This window comes from Xanthomonas fragariae (genome assembly GCF_017603965.1).
GTDB lineage: Bacteria > Pseudomonadota > Gammaproteobacteria > Xanthomonadales > Xanthomonadaceae > Xanthomonas > Xanthomonas fragariae_A.
The window spans coordinates 1210064-1227447 of the sequence record NZ_CP071955.1 but is presented as its reverse complement, the minus strand read 5'-3'; the positions used below and the strand labels follow the sequence as shown (position 1 = coordinate 1227447).

At 62.2% G+C, this 17384-nt stretch carries 15 protein-coding genes, 1 other RNA gene and 2 pseudogenes; 3 read left to right on the top strand and 15 right to left on the bottom strand.

All coding sequences use genetic code 11. The annotated features are described in order from the left end of the window. Position 1: 1 nt before the first annotated feature. The 15 genes and pseudogenes from J5I97_RS05660 to pdxH form a co-directional block, all read right to left on the bottom strand. Positions 2-2875, bottom strand: coding sequence for a zeta toxin family protein (locus J5I97_RS05660; RefSeq protein WP_208589909.1), 2874 nt, complete (start codon positions 2873-2875; stop codon positions 2-4). A gap of 82 nt (positions 2876-2957) precedes the next feature. Beyond that, entirely contained in the window at positions 2958-3590 is a 633-nt protein-coding gene (locus J5I97_RS05655; RefSeq protein WP_208589901.1) for a hypothetical protein, read from the bottom strand. A 4-nt stretch (positions 3591-3594) separates the two neighbouring features. After that, positions 3595-5430: a zeta toxin family protein gene (locus tag J5I97_RS05650; protein ID WP_208589899.1), complete on the bottom strand. Its 1836-nt coding sequence runs from the start codon at positions 5428-5430 to the stop codon at positions 3595-3597. Next, positions 5427-6071: a hypothetical protein gene (locus J5I97_RS05645; protein ID WP_208589898.1), complete on the bottom strand. Its 645-nt coding sequence runs from the start codon at positions 6069-6071 to the stop codon at positions 5427-5429. The genes J5I97_RS05650 and J5I97_RS05645 overlap by 4 nt, the downstream gene beginning before the upstream one ends. A gap of 137 nt (positions 6072-6208) precedes the next feature. Then, a pseudogene (locus J5I97_RS05640) lies at positions 6209-8050 on the bottom strand (zeta toxin family protein); the annotation flags it as partial. 16 nt (positions 8051-8066) lie between these two features. Beyond that, a protein-coding gene (locus J5I97_RS05635) for an IS5 family transposase (RefSeq protein WP_208589896.1) occupies positions 8067-8872 on the bottom strand; the annotation gives its coding sequence in 2 pieces (ribosomal slippage) (positions 8067-8542 and positions 8542-8872; 807 coding nt in all). A 141-nt stretch (positions 8873-9013) separates the two neighbouring features. Next, positions 9014-9625: a hypothetical protein gene (locus J5I97_RS05630; protein WP_208589894.1), complete on the bottom strand. Its 612-nt coding sequence runs from the start codon at positions 9623-9625 to the stop codon at positions 9014-9016. 143 nt (positions 9626-9768) lie between these two features. Further along, on the bottom strand, positions 9769-10935 hold the full coding sequence (locus tag J5I97_RS05625) for a glutathionylspermidine synthase family protein (protein WP_208589893.1): 1167 nt from the start codon (positions 10933-10935) through the stop codon (positions 9769-9771). 1 nt (position 10936) lies between these two features. Beyond that, positions 10937-11506 carry a DUF1190 domain-containing protein gene (locus J5I97_RS05620; RefSeq protein ID WP_208589891.1) on the bottom strand — a complete coding sequence of 190 codons (570 nt, stop codon included), beginning with the start codon at positions 11504-11506 and terminating at the stop codon, positions 10937-10939. Between the two features lie 12 nt (positions 11507-11518). Beyond that, entirely contained in the window at positions 11519-11923 is a 405-nt protein-coding gene (locus J5I97_RS05615; RefSeq protein ID WP_208589890.1) for a DUF350 domain-containing protein, read from the bottom strand. Between the two features lie 38 nt (positions 11924-11961). Further along, the gene (locus J5I97_RS05610) at positions 11962-12639 is read right to left on the bottom strand and encodes a YjfK family protein (RefSeq protein WP_208589887.1); all 678 of its coding nucleotides are present in this window, start codon (positions 12637-12639) and stop codon (positions 11962-11964) included. A gap of 176 nt (positions 12640-12815) precedes the next feature. Further along, positions 12816-13105 (bottom strand): annotated as a pseudogene (locus tag J5I97_RS20340) (ion channel); the annotation flags it as partial. Between the two features lie 58 nt (positions 13106-13163). Further along, on the bottom strand, positions 13164-13937 hold the full coding sequence (locus tag J5I97_RS05600) for a PspA/IM30 family protein (RefSeq protein WP_208589885.1): 774 nt from the start codon (positions 13935-13937) through the stop codon (positions 13164-13166). A 12-nt stretch (positions 13938-13949) separates the two neighbouring features. Then, positions 13950-14366, bottom strand: a complete 417-nt coding sequence (locus tag J5I97_RS05595) for a YjfI family protein (protein WP_208589878.1) — start codon at positions 14364-14366, stop codon at positions 13950-13952. Between the two features lie 286 nt (positions 14367-14652). Then, positions 14653-15252 carry a pyridoxamine 5'-phosphate oxidase gene (pdxH, locus tag J5I97_RS05590; RefSeq protein WP_208589871.1) on the bottom strand — a complete coding sequence of 200 codons (600 nt, stop codon included), beginning with the start codon at positions 15250-15252 and terminating at the stop codon, positions 14653-14655. A gap of 149 nt (positions 15253-15401) precedes the next feature. On the opposite strand from pdxH, the gene J5I97_RS05585 reads away from it, so the two are divergent. The 3 genes from J5I97_RS05585 (at position 15402) to aroB (ending at position 17297) form a co-directional block, all read left to right on the top strand. Then, positions 15402-15478: non-coding RNA, sX9 sRNA (locus J5I97_RS05585), on the top strand. A gap of 152 nt (positions 15479-15630) precedes the next feature. Then, positions 15631-16173, top strand: coding sequence for a shikimate kinase (locus tag J5I97_RS05580; RefSeq protein ID WP_208589869.1), 543 nt, complete (start codon positions 15631-15633; stop codon positions 16171-16173). After that, a complete protein-coding gene (aroB, locus tag J5I97_RS05575; protein WP_208589867.1) occupies positions 16170-17297 on the top strand; it encodes a 3-dehydroquinate synthase in 1128 nt (375 codons plus the stop codon). The genes J5I97_RS05580 and aroB overlap by 4 nt, the downstream gene beginning before the upstream one ends. Positions 17298-17384: the final 87 nt, after the last annotated feature.

Here is a 17384-nt window from a genome sequence, read left to right as displayed (position 1 = left end):
GTCAGAGGGTCATGCCGGGCTGTGATTGTGATTGCAGGCGGTCTTGGGCGATGCGCTGGGCGATCTGTGCATGCTGCAGATCGCCTTCCTGCGCCACCTGCATCGAGGCCTGGATCGACGGCGCCGGCGCGTGCATCGGCACGCATGCGCAACCGAGCGGGTGGTCGTTATTAGACGCATACACCGTATTGCGCGCCACATAGAATTCGCCCTTCCAGCCGGGCTTGAAGTAGGACTCGTTCAGCGCCGCGGTGATCTGGGTCAGGCGCTCTTCTGAAAACCGATGGCCTTGCGCCTGCATCCGCTCCTGTACGTCCGCATACAGCGCATGTCGGGGATGGGCGGGGTCGCTGTAGGGCAGCAACCCAGGCAACGGCTGCGTGCGTTCGCCCTGGGCTGCAGCAGCGGTGGCCGGCTGTTCCTTGTCGCGTTGCGCATCGCGGGTTTTTTCGTCTTCGGCGCGTCGCTCGTGCTCGCGCTGCTGCTCCTGTTTTTGCTGCTGCTGCTGTTGCTGCTGTTGCTGCAATTGCAGCTGCTGGTCCTGCTGCAATTGCCACTGGCGTTGCTGTTCTAGCGCTTGCGCGTGCATGTCCTGCTGCTGCCCGGACTGTGCGCTGACGGGCGGGCTCGAAGGCGCTGGCGCTGGGGGCGGCGCTCGGTGCATTGCCGCCAATCCTGGTAGGTCTTTGGAGTGCGCTGGCGCTGGCGCAGTCGCTGCTGCGGCAATATCCCGTTCCTGGGCGATGTCGCGCCGGGCAATCACCGTCTCCACCTGCTGCTGCACTGCCGCGCGTGTGCCGGGGTCGGCAATGCCGTCGACCGCGTGCATGCCGTGCAGCAGCTGAAACGCCTGCACGCCGCGTTCGGTGGGCTGGTCGTAGATGCCGGTGGTTTCCACTGGCGTCTTGACGCTCGCGTTGATGCCCAGCTGGATCAGGCTGGCCTGTAGCGCTAGCACCTCGGTGCCGCGGTCGCCCGGGCGCAGGGTGTGCTCGTGCATCCGCGCCGGGGAGGGCGCATCCTGCATCGGCATCTGTTGCCGTTCGTGCATCTGCTGCGCGCGCGCATGCGCTGAGGTCAATACCTGCACTTGGGAATAGGTCTGATCCAGTTCGGCACGCAGGTTGCCCTCGGCCTGCCGCTTGCCCAGCCACCCGTCATGTGTCCACGTGCCTGCGGCATCGCGCGTGTATGTGTCGCCATCGGAGCCAAGCAAGGTTTCCGGCGTGGCGCGAGCGTGGTTGATTGCCTCGGGCATCGGACCGTAGCGGTCCCATCCGGCCTGGGCGTGCACGGTGGCGTATTGGGCAGCGATTGCCGCAGAACTGCGCGCGGCGTTGTACGCCATCACACTGTGCGCGTAGTCGTCCAATTCCGCTTTTTTTTGCGGCGTGGCAGTTTCCGTATGGGTACGCATGAGGTGATCGAGCATGCCATCTGCCACTTCCCGTTGCCATTGACCGCTGCGTGCATTGCGCTCCCAGGGGCTGTCGCGCAGGCTTTGGGTATCGCTGGCGTCGGCCGGGATGCGGTAGGGATCCGCTGGCACGTCTGGCGTGGCAAGGCGCAGTTGCACCGCGCGGCTGGCCGCTTTGTAGGTCAGTTCGTCGGCGACCTGCGGCGGTGCAGTTTCGCAGTGGCTGATCGACAGAGCGTGATCGCCGCCGGCATCCACAACCTGACGGGTCCAGCCGTTGTCCGGCGCATTGGGGTCCAAGTGCCAGGCGACGCCGCTGCGATCGGTCTGGTTGTAGATCTTGCGCTGCTCCAGCCACTGGATGGCCTCGCTGCCGGCGATCGCGCCGAGTGCCCCGCCAGCCAGACCGGTCAGCACAAGTCCTGGCCCGGTCTCCACACCTGCCGTTGCACCGATCTGCACGCCCACCACACCGCCGGCCCAACCACCGATATTACGCGCGCCAAACTGCAGCAGCTGCGCCTGCGCACCCACCGCATTGCCTTGCGCGCGCAGCTGATCGACCTGATGCCCGGTAGCGGCTACGTCGTAAACGGTGGCTGCGGCACCGGCCACTCCCAGCCCGCGGATCGCCACTGGCTTGACCCGCACGTTGAAGTCCACGGTGTGGATGTTGGCGATGCGGTCTTGCGCGCCCTCGACCACGTGAAGGTCGGCGCGGTCGTGCAGCAATTGCCCGGCGACCTGCGGCGCCAGGTTCTGATTGTGAGGCAGGGTGTAAGGGAGCGCCTCATGCCACCTGCGCTGCGCCTGCCAACGGGCATTGAGGCTGCGAGTGACCGAGGGATCTTGCAAGCGCGCTGCGCGCAGTTCCTGCAATACCTCCCCGGCCGGGCGCGGGTCGGTGCGGCTGTCGTAGCGCTCCACGCCGCTGCGGTCGAAGATACGGATCGGCGCGGTGGTTTGCGCGTGTACGGTATCCAGACTGATCGGCAGTTTGGTGTAGATGGCTTCGCGTGCGCCTGCGGGGACGTAGCGACCGTGGCCGACCTCGTCCAGCTGACGAGAGAATCTGTTATCGACCCCAAGTTCGCTTTCCAGCTTGTGCGCGGCCATTGCGCGTACCTCGACATCGTAACCGCGTGCTTGCAAATCCTTGATCAGATTTGCGCTCCATTCGCCATTGCTGAGCGTGGTGTCGAAGATCAGGTTCTTCTTGCCGTCGATGGTCGCCTGCAATAGTTCGTCGGCCCATTGGCTGGCATCGGGGTGGGTGTAGCCGGACCATGTGTAGGGGTGGGCGTTGCGGAGGGCTTCTACTTGAGGGTGGAATTTTCTTAATTCGTCTGGATCGATCTTTACTACATCTTGGTTGAGTTCAAGTTCGGCTACTTCGGCAAGCCTCCCCTTACCAGCGCCCGGCTGGCCTGCAAGGATAATGGCTTTGGGGTTTTCCAATGATGACTTTTTCAATAAACCAGCTGCTTCAATAATATCTTCACTGAATATTTTATTGTTATAAAATTGGCTGAGTTTATAATCAGGCATGGTTTGTCATTCCTTCAAGGTAGGCGCGCAGGTCGGACATTGCACCCATATTCAAACTAGCGTATCCAACTGCAGAGTACTTTTTATTGGCCTTCTCAATCGCCTCCGGATCACCACTGGATTTGGCAGCGTTGAGTTCCTCACGGGCTTCGGAGAAGAAGGAGTCAAAATGCGCCTCGAGTATCCAGATTGCCGCATCAAACGGCATAAGAAGATCGGGATTTTTGGCGTAGCGATCCAACGCACATTGAAGTCGCTGAATATAATCAGGATATTCCTTTAGTATCTCTCGTATTTTCTGCGGCACGGGCGGCGGTGGAATCGGTTTTTCCTTGAATGGATGATTGAACTTGAACATGTCGGAGTCGCCGATATCGGAGAGGGGAGCTTGCGGCTGAGCAGGCGCATCGGCATCGAGTGTAGACGTCTCCAGCACCGGCTGCTCCCACGGCGCGCGCTTCGGCTTGCGCTTGACCTGCACCGGCAGCTCGCCGTGTGGGAGTGGACCAAGCTCACGCACCGTGCGCTCGTTGATGATTTGCAGGTCGCGCAGCAGCTGCGCTGCATGCGCCTCCACAACGCGGCGCGCCAATGCAGCGTAACGTGACTCCGGTTTATCGCTCATCTGCTTATTGCCCTCCTTCGCAACGGGGCTGATCGAATGCAGCGGCGCGCATTTTTCCATTTGCGCTGCGTCTTATGAATACGGTCGAGCTTAGGTGTGATCGGACGAGTACGCAACCGGGCGTTGTTGTCATTGGCCGCAGTCGCCGTGGCCGATAGTTCCGTGTCGCGTTGTGCATCGCGATTGCCGCAGAACTGCGCGCGGCGTTGTACGCCATCACACTGTGCGCGTAGTCGTCCAATTCCGCTTTTTTTTGCGGCGTGGCAGTTTCCGTATGGGTACGCATGAGGTGATCGAGCATGCCATCTGCCACTTCCCGTTGCCATTGACCGCTGCGTGCATTGCGCTCCCAGGGGCTGTCGCGCAGGCTTTGGGTATCGCTGGCGTCGGCCGGGATGCGGTAGGGATCCGCTGGCACGTCTGGCGTGGCAAGGCGCAGTTGCACCGCGCGGCTGGCCGCTTTGTAGGTCAGTTCGTCGGCGACCTGCGGCGGTGCAGTTTCGCAGTGGCTGATCGACAGAGCGTGATCGCCGCCGGCATCCACAACCTGACGGGTCCAGCCGTTGTCCGGCGCATTGGGGTCCAAGTGCCAGGCGACGCCGCTGCGATCGGTCTGGTTGTAGATCTTGCGCTGCTCCAGCCACTGGATGGCCTCGCTGCCGGCGATCGCGCCGAGTGCCCCGCCAGCCAGACCGGTCAGCACAAGTCCTGGCCCGGTCTCCACACCTGCCGTTGCACCGATCTGCACGCCCACCACACCGCCGGCCCAACCACCGATATTACGCGCGCCAAACTGCAGCAGCTGCGCCTGCGCACCCACCGCATTGCCTTGCGCGCGCAGCTGATCGACCTGATGCCCGGTAGCGGCTACGTCGTAAACGGTGGCTGCGGCACCGGCCACTCCCAGCCCGCGGATCGCCACTGGCTTGACCCGCACGTTGAAGTCCACGGTGTGGATGTTGGCGATGCGGTCTTGCGCGCCCTCGACCACGTGAAGGTCGGCGCGGTCGTGCAGCAATTGCCCGGCGACCTGCGGCGCCAGGTTCTGATTGTGAGGCAGGGTGTAAGGGAGCGCCTCATGCCACCTGCGCTGCGCCTGCCAACGGGCATTGAGGCTGCGAGTGACCGAGGGATCTTGCAAGCGCGCTGCGCGCAGTTCCTGCAATACCTCCCCGGCCGGGCGCGGGTCGGTGCGGCTGTCGTAGCGCTCCACGCCGCTGCGGTCGAAGATACGGATCGGCGCGGTGGTTTGCGCGTGTACGGTATCCAGACTGATCGGCAGTTTGGTGTAGATGGCTTCGCGTGCGCCTGCGGGGACGTAGCGACCGTGGCCGACCTCGTCCAGCTGACGAGAGAATCTGTTATCGACCCCAAGTTCGCTTTCCAGCTTGTGCGCGGCCATTGCGCGTACCTCGACATCGTAACCGCGTGCTTGCAAATCCTTGATCAGATTTGCGCTCCATTCGCCATTGCTGAGCGTGGTGTCGAAGATCAGGTTCTTCTTGCCTTCGATGGTGGCCTGCAATAGCTCGTCGGCCCATTGGCTGGCATCCGGGTGGGTGTAGCCTGACCATGTATAGGGGTGGGCGTTGCGGAGGGCTTTTACTTGAGGGTGCGCTTCACGCAATTCGTCGGGATCGATCAGAACGACATCCCCGTGCAGTTCATTATCTGCGGCTCTTGCAAGGTTTCCTTTTCCTGAGCCGGGCTGACCCGCGAGGATGATTGCTCTTGGTTTTTCAAAAGATGACTTTGTCTCTAGTGAGGCATCATCAAGAATCTTTTGCTCAAACACCTTGCGATGCTCGGCATCATTGAGACGAGATTCCTGTTCAGTCATGTCAGAGACTCCTTATGCGCTTCGATGTAATGCCAAAGTTCGTTTAGGTCTGACATGCCACGATTTCTTGACCTGGCATGACGCATGGCACGCTCTTTTTCTTCAGCTTTGATTATTGCACTGGGTGCACCGTCCGTCTGCGCTACGCGAAGCTCCTCACGGGCTTCAGAGATGAAGGACTCCAAATGTGCCTCGAGTATCCAGATTGCCGCATCAAACGGCATAAGAAGATCGGGATTTTTAGCGTAGCGACCCAACGCACATTGAAGTCGCTGAATATAATCAGGATATTCCTTTAGTATCTCTCGTATTTTCTGCGGCACGGACGGCGGTGGAATCGGTTTTTCCTTGAATGGATGATTGAACTTGAACATGTCGGAGTCGCCGATATCGGAGAGGGGAGCTTGCGGCGGAGCAGGCGCATCGGCATCGAGTGCAGGCGTCTCCAGCACCGGCTGCTCCCACGGCGCGCGCTTCGGCTTGCGCTTGACCTGCACCGGCAGCCCGCCGTGTGGGAGTGGACCAAGCTCGCGCACCGTGCGCTCGTTGATGATTTGCAGGTCGCGCAGCAGCTGCGCTGCATGCGCCTCCACAACGCGGCGCGCCAATGCAGCGTAACGTGACTCCGGTTTATCGCTCATCTGCTTATCGCCCTCTTTCGCAATGGCCCTGATCGAATGCAGCGACGCGCATTTTTCCATCTGCGCTGCGTCTTATGAATACGGTCGAGCTTAAGTGTGATCGGACGAGTACGCAACCGGGCGTTGTTGTCATTGGCCGCAGCAGCGGTGGCCGACTGTTCCTTGTCGCGTTGCGCATCGCGGGGATTTTCGTCTTCCAATGCGACATTGCCTTGGGCAACATCACCTTGGTGGTGCCACCGGCCTTGCGCATCACGCTGATAGTGTCCGCCGTTCGATGCTTGCAGCGAGTCCGGGTTCAATGCGGTTTGCACAGCGGCAGGCATGGGCCCAATGTCGTCCCAGCCGTTGCGCTGGTGTGCCGCTTGATAGGTCGCTGCAATCACCGCTGGCCCACGGGCGATGTTGGCTTCCACCACTTGAGCCGCTTGTTGGTCCAATGCGGCATTGCGCTCGGGGCTTGCCGGATCAACCGTCCATATCGGCCGATCGTTCTGGTCTACTTCGTCGGCCACCATCCGCGACCACTGGCCATTCGCAGGATCATGTCGCCAATCCCTTTGATAAAGATGCGAGGCGTCCGTCTCGCTGGATCGCTGCACATATGGATGACTGGGCTGCACCTTGCCCAGCGCCTGTTCCGTCGCTGCGCGACTGGCGTGATAATTCAGCTCGCGTGCTTTTTCTGGCAGCGCGAACATGGCCTGCTTTTGCAATGTATCCACGCCATCATTTTGCAGATCGGCTTTTTGTTGCCGCAGCCACTGAGTGCCGTTGAACTCCCAGCTCACGCCCTCGTTGTCGGTCTGCGTATAGATCCGACGGTTATCCCAACGTGTCGCGGCCTTGTCGGCAGCTGCACTGAACAGGTACCCATCGGCCAGCACCAGCGCGACTGGGCCGGCACCTGTTGTGCCCACCACGGCAGCGGCGGCGGTTCCGCCTGCCCAACCACCCGCGCCGCGGGCGCCGAAGTGCAATGCTTCCGAACGTGCAGCGGTGAGGTTGTCCTGCGACAGCAGCGTGCTCACGCGCTCGCCGGTTTGCACCGCATCGTAGGCGCTTGCCGCGACTCCCAAACCCGCCAGGCCTGCGGTCATTCCTGCGCGGTGCAGGCCGGGGATTGCAGGCTCGGGCACGGGAATACGCGCGGGCGGAGCGCCCGGGCGCACGAGTTCGTCGATGGTGGCGATGCCTTCCAGCCGACTGGCAACCCCGTCGCTGACGTTGAGCTCCGCGTGCTCGGCGAGCAATTTCGCGCTGATGGCAGGATCGGAATTGGGAATGTCTTGCGCATGTGCTGGCAGATCGCGATGCCAATCGGCTTGTTGCTGCCATTTCTCGCGCAGCTGCTGTGTGACGGCAGGATCCTTGAACCACGCATTGCGCGCTTGCTCCAATGCCTGTGCGGGGGCACGCGCGTCGGTACGGCTGTCGTAGAGCTCTGCGCCCTGGCGATTGAAAATACGGATTGGCGCGCTGGTCTGCGCGTGTACGGTGTCCAGGCTGATCGGCAGTTTGGTGTAGATGGCTTCGCGTGCGCCTGCGGGGACGTAGCGGCCGTAGCCGCGTCGATCCAGCGATGTTGAAAAGCGCTCATCGACGCCATGTTCGCTTTCCAGCTTGTGCGCGGCCATTGCACGCACTTCCACATCATAGCCGCGTGCTTGCAAATCCTTGATCAGATTTGCGCTCCATTCGCCATTGCTGAGCGTGGTGTCGAAGATCAGGTTCTTCTTGCCGTCGATGGTTGCCTGCAATAGCTCGTCGGCCCAGCGGCTGGCATCGGGGTGGGTGTAGCCTGACCATGTGTAGGGGTGGGCGTTGCGGAAAGTTGCGACTTGGGTGTGGAATTCGCGCAGTGCATCCGGATCAATAAGTACAACATCTTTTTTTAATTCGGCTCGTGCAGCGCGAGCAAGGCTGCCTTTTCCTGAGCCAGGCTGTCCTCCCAGAATAATCGCCTTTGGATATTTCAATGATGACTAAGAGCGGCTAACAAAACCCAGGAAGAAGCCGTAAGCAGATGATGGAGCATGCAAGCGAGAGCAACGCCAAGTGGAGATCGATGCGGCGTTCAAAGCGGATGCGCAGTTTGCCCAGGCCTGCGAACCAGGCATGCGTGCGCTCGACGACCCAGCGATGACGGCCCAACCGGTCGTTGCGCGCGATCCCCTTGCGTGCGATCCGCGCAATGATGCCGCGCTGCTTGAGGAAGGCGCGACAGCGGTCGATGTCGTAAGCCTTGTCGGCGTGCAATTTGTCTGGCCAACGTCGCGGGCGCCCTGGTTTGCCACCAATTGGCGGCAAGGCGTCGATCAACTCCTCGAACACGACCGAGTCGTGCCGATTGGCGCCGGTGACGCACACTGCCAAGGGCACGCCGTTGCGGTCCACGATCAGATGCCGTTTGCTGCCGAGTTTGCCGCGATCGGTCGGGTTTGGCCCGGTGTAGGCGCCCCCCGGGGGGAGGCCACACTGGCGGCGTCCAGACTGGCTCGGCTCAGATCCAGCCTCTGGGCGCGACGCAGCTCGGTCAGCAACACCTGATGCAGACGATGCCACACACCGGCGGCTTGCCAATCACGCAACCGGCGCCAGCAGGTCATGCCGCTGCCATAGCCCAGTTCCACAGGCAGGTCTTCCCATGGCATGCCCGTGCGCAAGACATAGACGATGCCGTTGAGGGCTTGCTGATCACTGATGCGCGGCCGTCCACCTTTGGGCGAACGCTTCACTTGGGGAATCAGCGGCTCGATGCGCTTCCACAGCGCAATGGGGATCTCTTTGCGACGTGTCATGTCCGCAATTTTGCCACCGGCGAGACAAGATTCAAGGGGTTTTGTTAGACGCTCTTAGATCCAATGCTGCATCGATAATTATTTTTTTCTCAAAAACCTTCCGATGAGTAGCTTCATCGAGTGATGAATGGTGAATATTCATTACAGAAGCCCCTTATTTTCTTCGATGTATTCCCATAGCGCATCAAGGTCGGACATCCCCCCATTTTTTGAGTATGCATGAAGCATTAGAAATTCTTTTTTTTCGGCCTTCATAATAGCTATCGATTCACCGCTTTCCTCTGCGATCTGTAGCTCCTCACGGGCTTCGGAGACGAAGGAGCTAAGCTCATCCTCCAACATCCATATTGCCCACTCAAATATAGGGGGAACCTTTGAAGGGCGTTGCATGACATTATTTAATTCCTGCTGAAGCCGTTCAATAAGCTCTGGATAGTCCTTCAGAATTTCCCGCAATTTGTGCGGCACGGGCGGCGGTGGAATCGGTTTTTCCTTGAATGGATGATTGAGCTTGAACATGTCGGAGTCGCCCATATCGGAGAGGGGAGCTTGCGGCGGAGCAGGCGCATCGGCATCGAGTGTAGACGTCTCCAGCACCGGCTGCTCCCACGGCGCGCGCTTCGGCTTGCGCTTGACCTGCACCGGCAGCCCGCCGTGTGGCAGTGGACCAAGCTCGCGCACCGTGCGCTCGTTGATGATTTGCAGGTCGCGCAGCAGCTGCGCTGCATGCGCCTCCACAACGCGGCGCGCCAATGCAGCGTAACGTGACTCCGACGTATATCCGGCTTATGAGAGCGGCTGATTGATCTTCTTGAGCGGATCATGGTCTGGATCGACAAATGGTCTGGATCGACAAGATGCGTGGTCAACCTATCCGATCGCATATAGACAACACATCAATCGACGATGACGTGCGGCACGAAACGCGAGGTGTCGCGGGTGATCGGGCCATCGTCGTCGCGCATGCCCAGCCCGGCCGGGCGATCAGCCACCACCCAACTTCCCACCAGCGCGTGCCGGCCGTCGAACACCGGCAACGGATGGTGCGCCTGCAGAATCGCCGGCCCATCCACGTACGGCCCGTCGGTCTGCGCAGCGTCACCCTGTGCAGTAACCAGCGCGATGTTGGCACCTTCGCGCGATAGCAGTGGCTTGCGCACCCAGCCGGCTGTCGGCGCTTCGCCTGCTTGCGCAAAACGCGCCGGCAGTAGATTCGGATGGCCTTGATGACGCTCCCAAAGCAGCGGCAGGATGCCCTTGTTGCTCAGCACCGATTTCCACGCCGGCTCGATCAGACGCACGCGGTTGGCGCACAGCGCCGGACCGAAGCGCTCTTCCATCATGAATTCCAGCGGATACAGTTTGAACAGCGTGTGGATCACCCGGTCCTGCTCATCGGTGAACCAGCCATCGGCGCTCAGACCGATGTCTTCGATGGCCACTTCCTCGGTGCTGATGCCCACCTGATGCGCGCAATCGCGCAGATAACGCACTGTGGCGCGATCTTCCAGCGAGTCGCGCACTGCAGAAAAATGCATCTGCGCTCCGATCGCACCATCCACCGCCAGCGCGCCCAGGGTTTCGCACAGCAGATCCTGGATCAGGTTGTACTGATCGGTACCTTTGGGCAGCAAGCCAGCGGCGATCTGTTGTTCAAGCCACACCCACTGGAAATATGCCGATTCGTATAGAGAGGTCGGCGTGTCGTAATTGAGTTCGTACAACTTGGCCGGGCCGTCGCCGGCATAGGCCAGGTCCATGCGGCCATACAGATGCGGGTCGCGGTTCTTCCACGCGTTGGCAATCCAGTCCCAGTAGAACCGTGGAATCGCCAGCTGCGTCATCAACGCTTCGGAGCTCACCACCTCGTTCACCAAGTGCATCGCCATGTCGTGCAGTTCTTGCGTAGGCGCTTCGATGTCGTCTTCGATCTGCCTTAGCGAAAACGCGTAATAAGTACGCTCGTCCCAGTACGGTTCGCCGTCGATGGTGTGGAAATGGAAGCCGAGCGACTCGGCGTGTTCGCGCCAATCCGGGCGTTCGGCAATCGCGATCCGTTGCATATTAGCCGCCGTATCCGGAGCTACGCCCGCCGCTGCCGAACGAACTACGCGCCGCCGCACTGGAGCCGAAACCCGAACGCGAGACAGTGATCGCACGTGATGGCATGTCGATCGCGCCGTTGCCCCCGCGCACGGTGCCGATGCGGTTACTGGCCAGATCGCCGTTGGGCTTGTAGTAACCGCCGCTGCGGTAATCGCGATACAGCGGCATCGCGCCGCCATAGCGATAGCCGCCGCCGCTCATATTGCCCAGTGCGTAACCCAGCAAAAACCCGCCCATCGGCGGGATCCAGCTGTGCTGGCCCTGGCCCTGCGCTTCGGTGCAGCTGCCGAATTGCGCATCGCACTCGTCGCGCGAGGCGAAGCGCGGCGCAGCCTGTTGATGCTTGGCCACCGCCTCATCGTAGGCCTTGAGGCACTGCTGGATGTCGGTCTGTTCCTGCTTGATCTGGTAGCAGTCGGAGGCCGACTGCAACACCACACCGGTTTCCGGCTCGGAGCCGCAACCGGTGACGAAGGCGGCCGGCAATGCGGCCATCAAGGTGAGTTTGAGATTGCCTGATCGCTTCATGCCTGCGCTCCGTTACGGCGTGATCGCCGCGGCGTTGATCAGGCCGACCGCGATCGACACGCCGGCCGAAAAGATGCCCGCCGCGGTGACGTTGTCGGTGATCTGCCGCGAGATGCGCCCGGCTACGAGATTGGCCAACATATACGCCACGATCTGGATGCCGCAGGCGACCATGCCCCAGATCAGCGCATCGACCAGGCTCACCGAATGGGTGATGGCCGAATGCAGCGGCAGCGCCACACCGATCAGATTGCCGGCCAGCGCGGTGGCAGCGGCCACATTGCCCTGACGCAGCAAGGCGAAGTCCTTGTGCGGGGTGACCAGGGTCACCAGCACCACCGAGGCGACCAACACGCCCAGGCCAGTGGCGAAATAGGAAACAAACGCGACGAAACTCTGCAGGTTGATCGGGTTCATGACAGCGCCAAGGTTAAGTGGAAGACGAGCGCGCACGCTCAGGTGATATCGAGATCGGCCACGGTGACATCGATGCCGACCGCATAGGTGACGCAGAATTCGTTGGGGCCGGAATCCTCGCCAGTGACCAGCAAGAATTCTTCGCGCTGCAACTCGGGCACGTCGCGGCTATACAGCATGGCGTAGTGGGTCAGATCGCCATCGCGACGCGGCGGCTGATAGCGGTACAGCACCTCGTCGTAGGCGATCGGCGGAATTCGGGCCATGTCATCGGTGGACTGCGTGGCACGCTGCCAGCGCTTGCCGGCGTACTCGATCTGTGCCGCACCCAGATGCGGATGCTGCATCACGAACTCCTGAAACGCCTGCTTGCTGGGCGGGTTGACCGTCTCGCAATACACGAACGCCTTCATCGCTTCCAGATCGCCGCCCACCGTGGTGACCTGCAGCAAGGCGTCGTCATCCAGATAGAAGCGGTGCAAGCAATAGCCGTCGCCCAGATCGACATGGCCATAGCACGGAATGCCTTGATGCCCCCCCGGCAACTCGGCGGTCATGGCGTCGGGCGCCATGCGGTACAGGGTGGTGTCGATCTCCACCTGGCCGCCGATACGCAGGCCAAGAGGCAGGGTGTGACCGATCGCACCGGTGCCGGAAGTAGGCAGCGGCAGCGGTTGCGGTTGACCGAACAACTTGCTGAAAAAACTCATCGTCATGCGCCTTGTGGCATGGGGAAGTGGAAACGACCGCAGTGCGCAGAGCTTGCCATGCGATGGCATGCGCAGTCGCGCGCTGCTCGGCCAAGTAATACAGCATGGCGCCGACCGACCCAGCGGTATGTGCTGGCGGGTTCAACCGCAACGCGCCATCGGTCGGGCGCAAGCCCAGCAGCCATATGGTGCCGCCTCCAGAAAGTAATGCGCATGCAGCTGGTCTGGCCAGCACCGTGGCCAACGGCACCACCGCGCACGGCATCAACACGAACACGGCAAGATAACGCCCGGCCAGCAACCCAGGTCACAGGCCGCCGTAGCCGATGGGGGTGACGGTGGTCATGGAATAGTGCGCAAACGCGTGCAGGCGGACGCGCTCGTGCTCGCCAGCCATCAACAGCGTGCGACTCAGCACCATGTGCGCCAGCGCCACCAAGATCCGGCTGACGCGGCGCACATGGCGCCGCAATCATTACTTGGAAAACCGTCCGACGATAATCATGGCGCGTCCTGTGCCGTGCGGTGGATCAGTTGTCGCTGCGCGGAACCTGCTGCACGTCGCGCACCTGGCCGAGCAGCGGCGCATTGCCGCTGACAGCGTCATGGCCAAGCTGGGCTGCCGGCTTCTTGAAGCGTGCCAGCACCGCGGCGGCGTTGGATTCGCCTTCCATCAGTCCAGCCGCGGCCAGACGCCGATTCAGATCGCCATCGCCGGTGGACGATTCCAGCTCTTCGGCCGACTCGATGCGCGCAGAGGTTTCGGCCTGACGCGCCTTGATACGCTCCAGCGATTCCAGTGCCGAGCCCATCTTGCTGCTGGCACCGGAATGCCGCGCAGCAATTGCTGCCTGTGCCTTCTGCACCGCGTCGGTGGCCTTGACCGTATCGATCTGCTGACGCATGCCGCGCAGCTGGTTTTCGGTCTTCTGGATTGTGGCCTTGAGCGTCACCACCGACTGGTCGAGCGCGGTCTTGGACGCCTTGTCGCCTGCATCTTCGCTTTCCAGCGCAGCCAGCTTGGCCGCCACATCGTGCGCCAGCGCCTCGTCGTTCTTGGCCAGCGCACCTTCGATATAGCGCGTGTACTCGGCCATCTTGCCGGCGCGGGCGTCGATCTTCTGCTGGGCCAGTTTACTCTGCGCCATCAGCTTGGTCAGCTCCTCGCGCGAGCGCGTGAGCTGGGCGCCGGCATCGCGCATTTCCTGATCCAGGATGCGCAGCGCGTTGGCGTCGACCGCTTTCTGGCCGGTTTCGTGTGCAGTGCCACGCAGCAGCGTGATCAGCTTGGAAAAAATACTCATGACAACACGCCTTTAGGAAAAGAACGGCTTGAGAGATTCGGCGGCATCCAGCGTATTGGCCGCCAGGGTCTGGATTTCTTCATCGATCTGATCGAGCGTGGAAGACGCCGACAATTCGCCGAAGACCACGTAGCAATCTTTGCCGTCGACCTGCACCAGACCCAGGTTGGACAACGGATTGAGCGGATTGAGCCGCAGGCAGGCGTCGTTGAAGGCCGCGCGATCGCTCACTTGGTCGGCATTGGCCAGCAGCGTGGAAACAAACACCTGCGAGCCGGACGCGGCGACCTGGATCTGCATGTCGCCGTGGTCGGCCAGGGTGAGGTTGATGGCTGGCTCCAGCCCGTCGATCAGTTCGATCTCGATCGGCTGGTCGCGGTAGCGCTCGGCCAGCAGGCCGTGCAATTCGACAGTGGTGTACTGCGTCATACGATGTCCTGTCCTTATGGTCATGCAGCGGTGGTTATGCAGCAATAGTCATGCGATGGGCGGACATACTACAGACTGTTCGCGACCGGCAGAAAGGCTGCCCGGCGGCTGGTCAGGCAAGCGCCAGGGGGACGCAGACCGCCGTTCAGCTGACTCAAGCCACACGCCGCATGCGCAACCTGGGCGGCGCTGTCTTCGGCGTCCGGCGGCAAGGTCAGGCGCAATGCCAACAATGCCGGCAGATCTGCGTCAAGCGCCGCGCGCACCCACCAGCAGGCCAGCAGGCTTACGGATACAGCATCCGCTTGCTCCAATGGCTTGCCGCATCGGCTTCATAACGCCAACGCTCGTGCAGGCGAAACTTGGCGCCGTACCAGAACTCGAACGCCTGCGGCACCACCCTGAAGCCGCCCCAGCCATCAGGGCGAGGCACGTCGCGGCCCGCGAAGGTGGCTTCGACCTTGGCGATGGCCGCGTCGAACTCCTCGCGCGAGCCCAGCGTCTGCGACTGCAGCGAGGCCCAGGCGCCGATCTGGCTCATGCGCGGGCGCGAAGCGAAGTAGGCATCGGATTCTTCCGCGCTCACCAACTGCACGCCGCCTTCGATGCGCACCTGCACGCCGGCCTCGCGCAGGCTGCGCCACAGAAACAGCAGCGCCGCCTGCGGATGGATCTGCAGATCGCGGCCCTTGGCGCTGTCCAGATGGGTGTAGAAAACGAACCCGCGTGCATCGAAGCCCTTGAGCAACACGGTGCGCGCGCTCGGCCGGCCATCCAGGTTGGCAGTGGCTACGGTCATTGCACTGGCTTCGAGTTCGGCGCTGTTACGTGCCTCGGCGTACAGCGCGGTAAAGGTGGCAAGGGCTTCTGCGTACAGATCGGTCATGACGGTGCGTGGGCAGCAAGATTGGCGGCTATTGTGGACGCATCTCCTGCATTTGGCCTATGCGCGACCGTCAAAGGCCTGCGCTCACCGCAAGGTGGGCGTGGCAAGTGCGTGGTGCGTGGTGCGTGGTGCGTGGTGCGTGGTGCGGCATGTAACGCTTTAACGCTCCGGGTCTGAGTGGGCCGTTTGCACCCACATGACGATTGCTCGCTACGTTGTGTCAGTCACTGATCCGCTGCCGCTGTCGCCGCTGTCGATCTCCACACAGCGGCGGCCTGTGGCCCTGCCGAAGCGTGCAACGGACAGTCACGCCCGGAAATGGTTTCAACTACCCCTGATCGGCCCAGCCCGATGGCGTGAATGCTACGATCCCTGCGCATGAACCCCGCACCCAATCTCGTGATGGTCGGCCCGATGGGCGCCGGAAAAAGCTGCGTCGGTCGTCGCTTGGCCGAGCGCTTCGGGCTGGACTTCGTCGACGTGGATCAGGCCATCGTCGAACACGTCGGCAGCAGCATCCCGGCCATCTTCGAAAAGCACGGCGAAGCGCGGTTTCGGCAGCATGAAGTCGAGATCCTGCGGGCGCTACTGGAACAGCATAACAAGCTGATTTCCACCGGTGGCGGCGCAGTGCTGGATCCGCTCAACCGCCAACGCATCCGCGAGCGCGGTTTTGTGGTGTATCTGCACGTCGGCGTGCCGGCGCAGTTGACGCGGCTGGCGCGCGATCGCAATCGCCCGCTGCTGTATCGCGCCGACCGCGAGCAGGTGCTGCACGCGATGGCCGCGCAGCGCACACCGCTGTACCAGGAGGTCGCCGACCTCAGCCTGGAAACCGATCATCTTTCCCCCGCCGAGGCCACCGCGCAGCTGGTGTCGCGCCTGGCGGCGCAATGGCGCATGTCGAGTACCCCCGCATGATACTTCCACGTTCCTGGCGCAGCGTCGATGTCGACGGCGCGCAGCCTTACACCATCACCATTGCCCCAGGCCTGCTTGCCGACGGCGCGCGCCTGGCCAGCCATGTGCGCGGGCGCCACGTGCTGCTGCTCAGCGATTCGCAAGTTGCCCCGCATTACGCAGCCGGCGTGCGCGGCGCGCTGCTGCAGGCGCGCACGGATCTGCAGATCGGCGAGTTGGTCATCGCAGCCGGTGAAGCTTCCAAGACGCTGGACAACTTCGGCGCTGCGATCACCGCGTTGGCCGAGTTGGGCGCCACCCGCGACGCCTGCGTGTTCGCACTGGGCGGCGGCGTAGTGGGCGATCTGGCCGGCTTCGCAGCGGCCTGCTGGATGCGCGGGGTAGATTGCGTGCAACTGCCCACCAGCCTGCTGGCGATGGTGGACTCGTCGGTCGGCGGCAAGACTGCGGTGGACATCCCGCAGGGCAAGAATCTGGTCGGCGCGTTCCACCCGCCGCGCGCAGTAATCGCCGATACCGACACCTTGCGCACCCTGCCCGGGCGCGAGCTACGCGCCGGCCTGGCCGAGGTGATCAAGTACGGCGCCATCGGCGACCCGCTGTTTTTCCAGTGGCTGCACGCCGAACGCCGCGCCTTGCTGGACAGTGAAGCCGCCGCGCTGGCGCAGGCCATCGCGCGCAGCTGCGAACACAAGGCCGAGATCGTCGCGCGCGATCCGCTGGAAAAAGGCGAGCGCGCCTTGCTCAATCTGGGCCACACCTTCGGCCACGCGATCGAGACCGAACAAGGCTACGGCGCGTCCGGCAACGACAACCTCAACCATGGCGAAGCGGTCGCGGTCGGCATGGTGCTGGCGGCCCGTTTGTCGACCGCGCTGGGCATGAGCGATGCGCAGGACACCGAGGCGCTGCGCGCCCTGCTGCACGACTTCGAGCTGCCAACCGAGATCCCGGCCGGCCTGTCGCCGGAGGCCCTGCTGGGGCGCATGCGGCTGGACAAGAAGAACATCTCCGGCCGCTTGCGTCTGGTGTTGTGGCGCGGCATCGGCAAGGCCCAAGTCGTGCCCGATGTCGAGGAAACAGCGGTGCTGCAGATTCTGGCGAGCGGAGGGGCACCGCGCTGATCGCTGAAGCGTGACGGCTGAAGTCGTCGGCAGCCGTTCTGACAATTCGGATGGCTGCCGTGTGCGCGGTGGTCTGACGCAATGCCG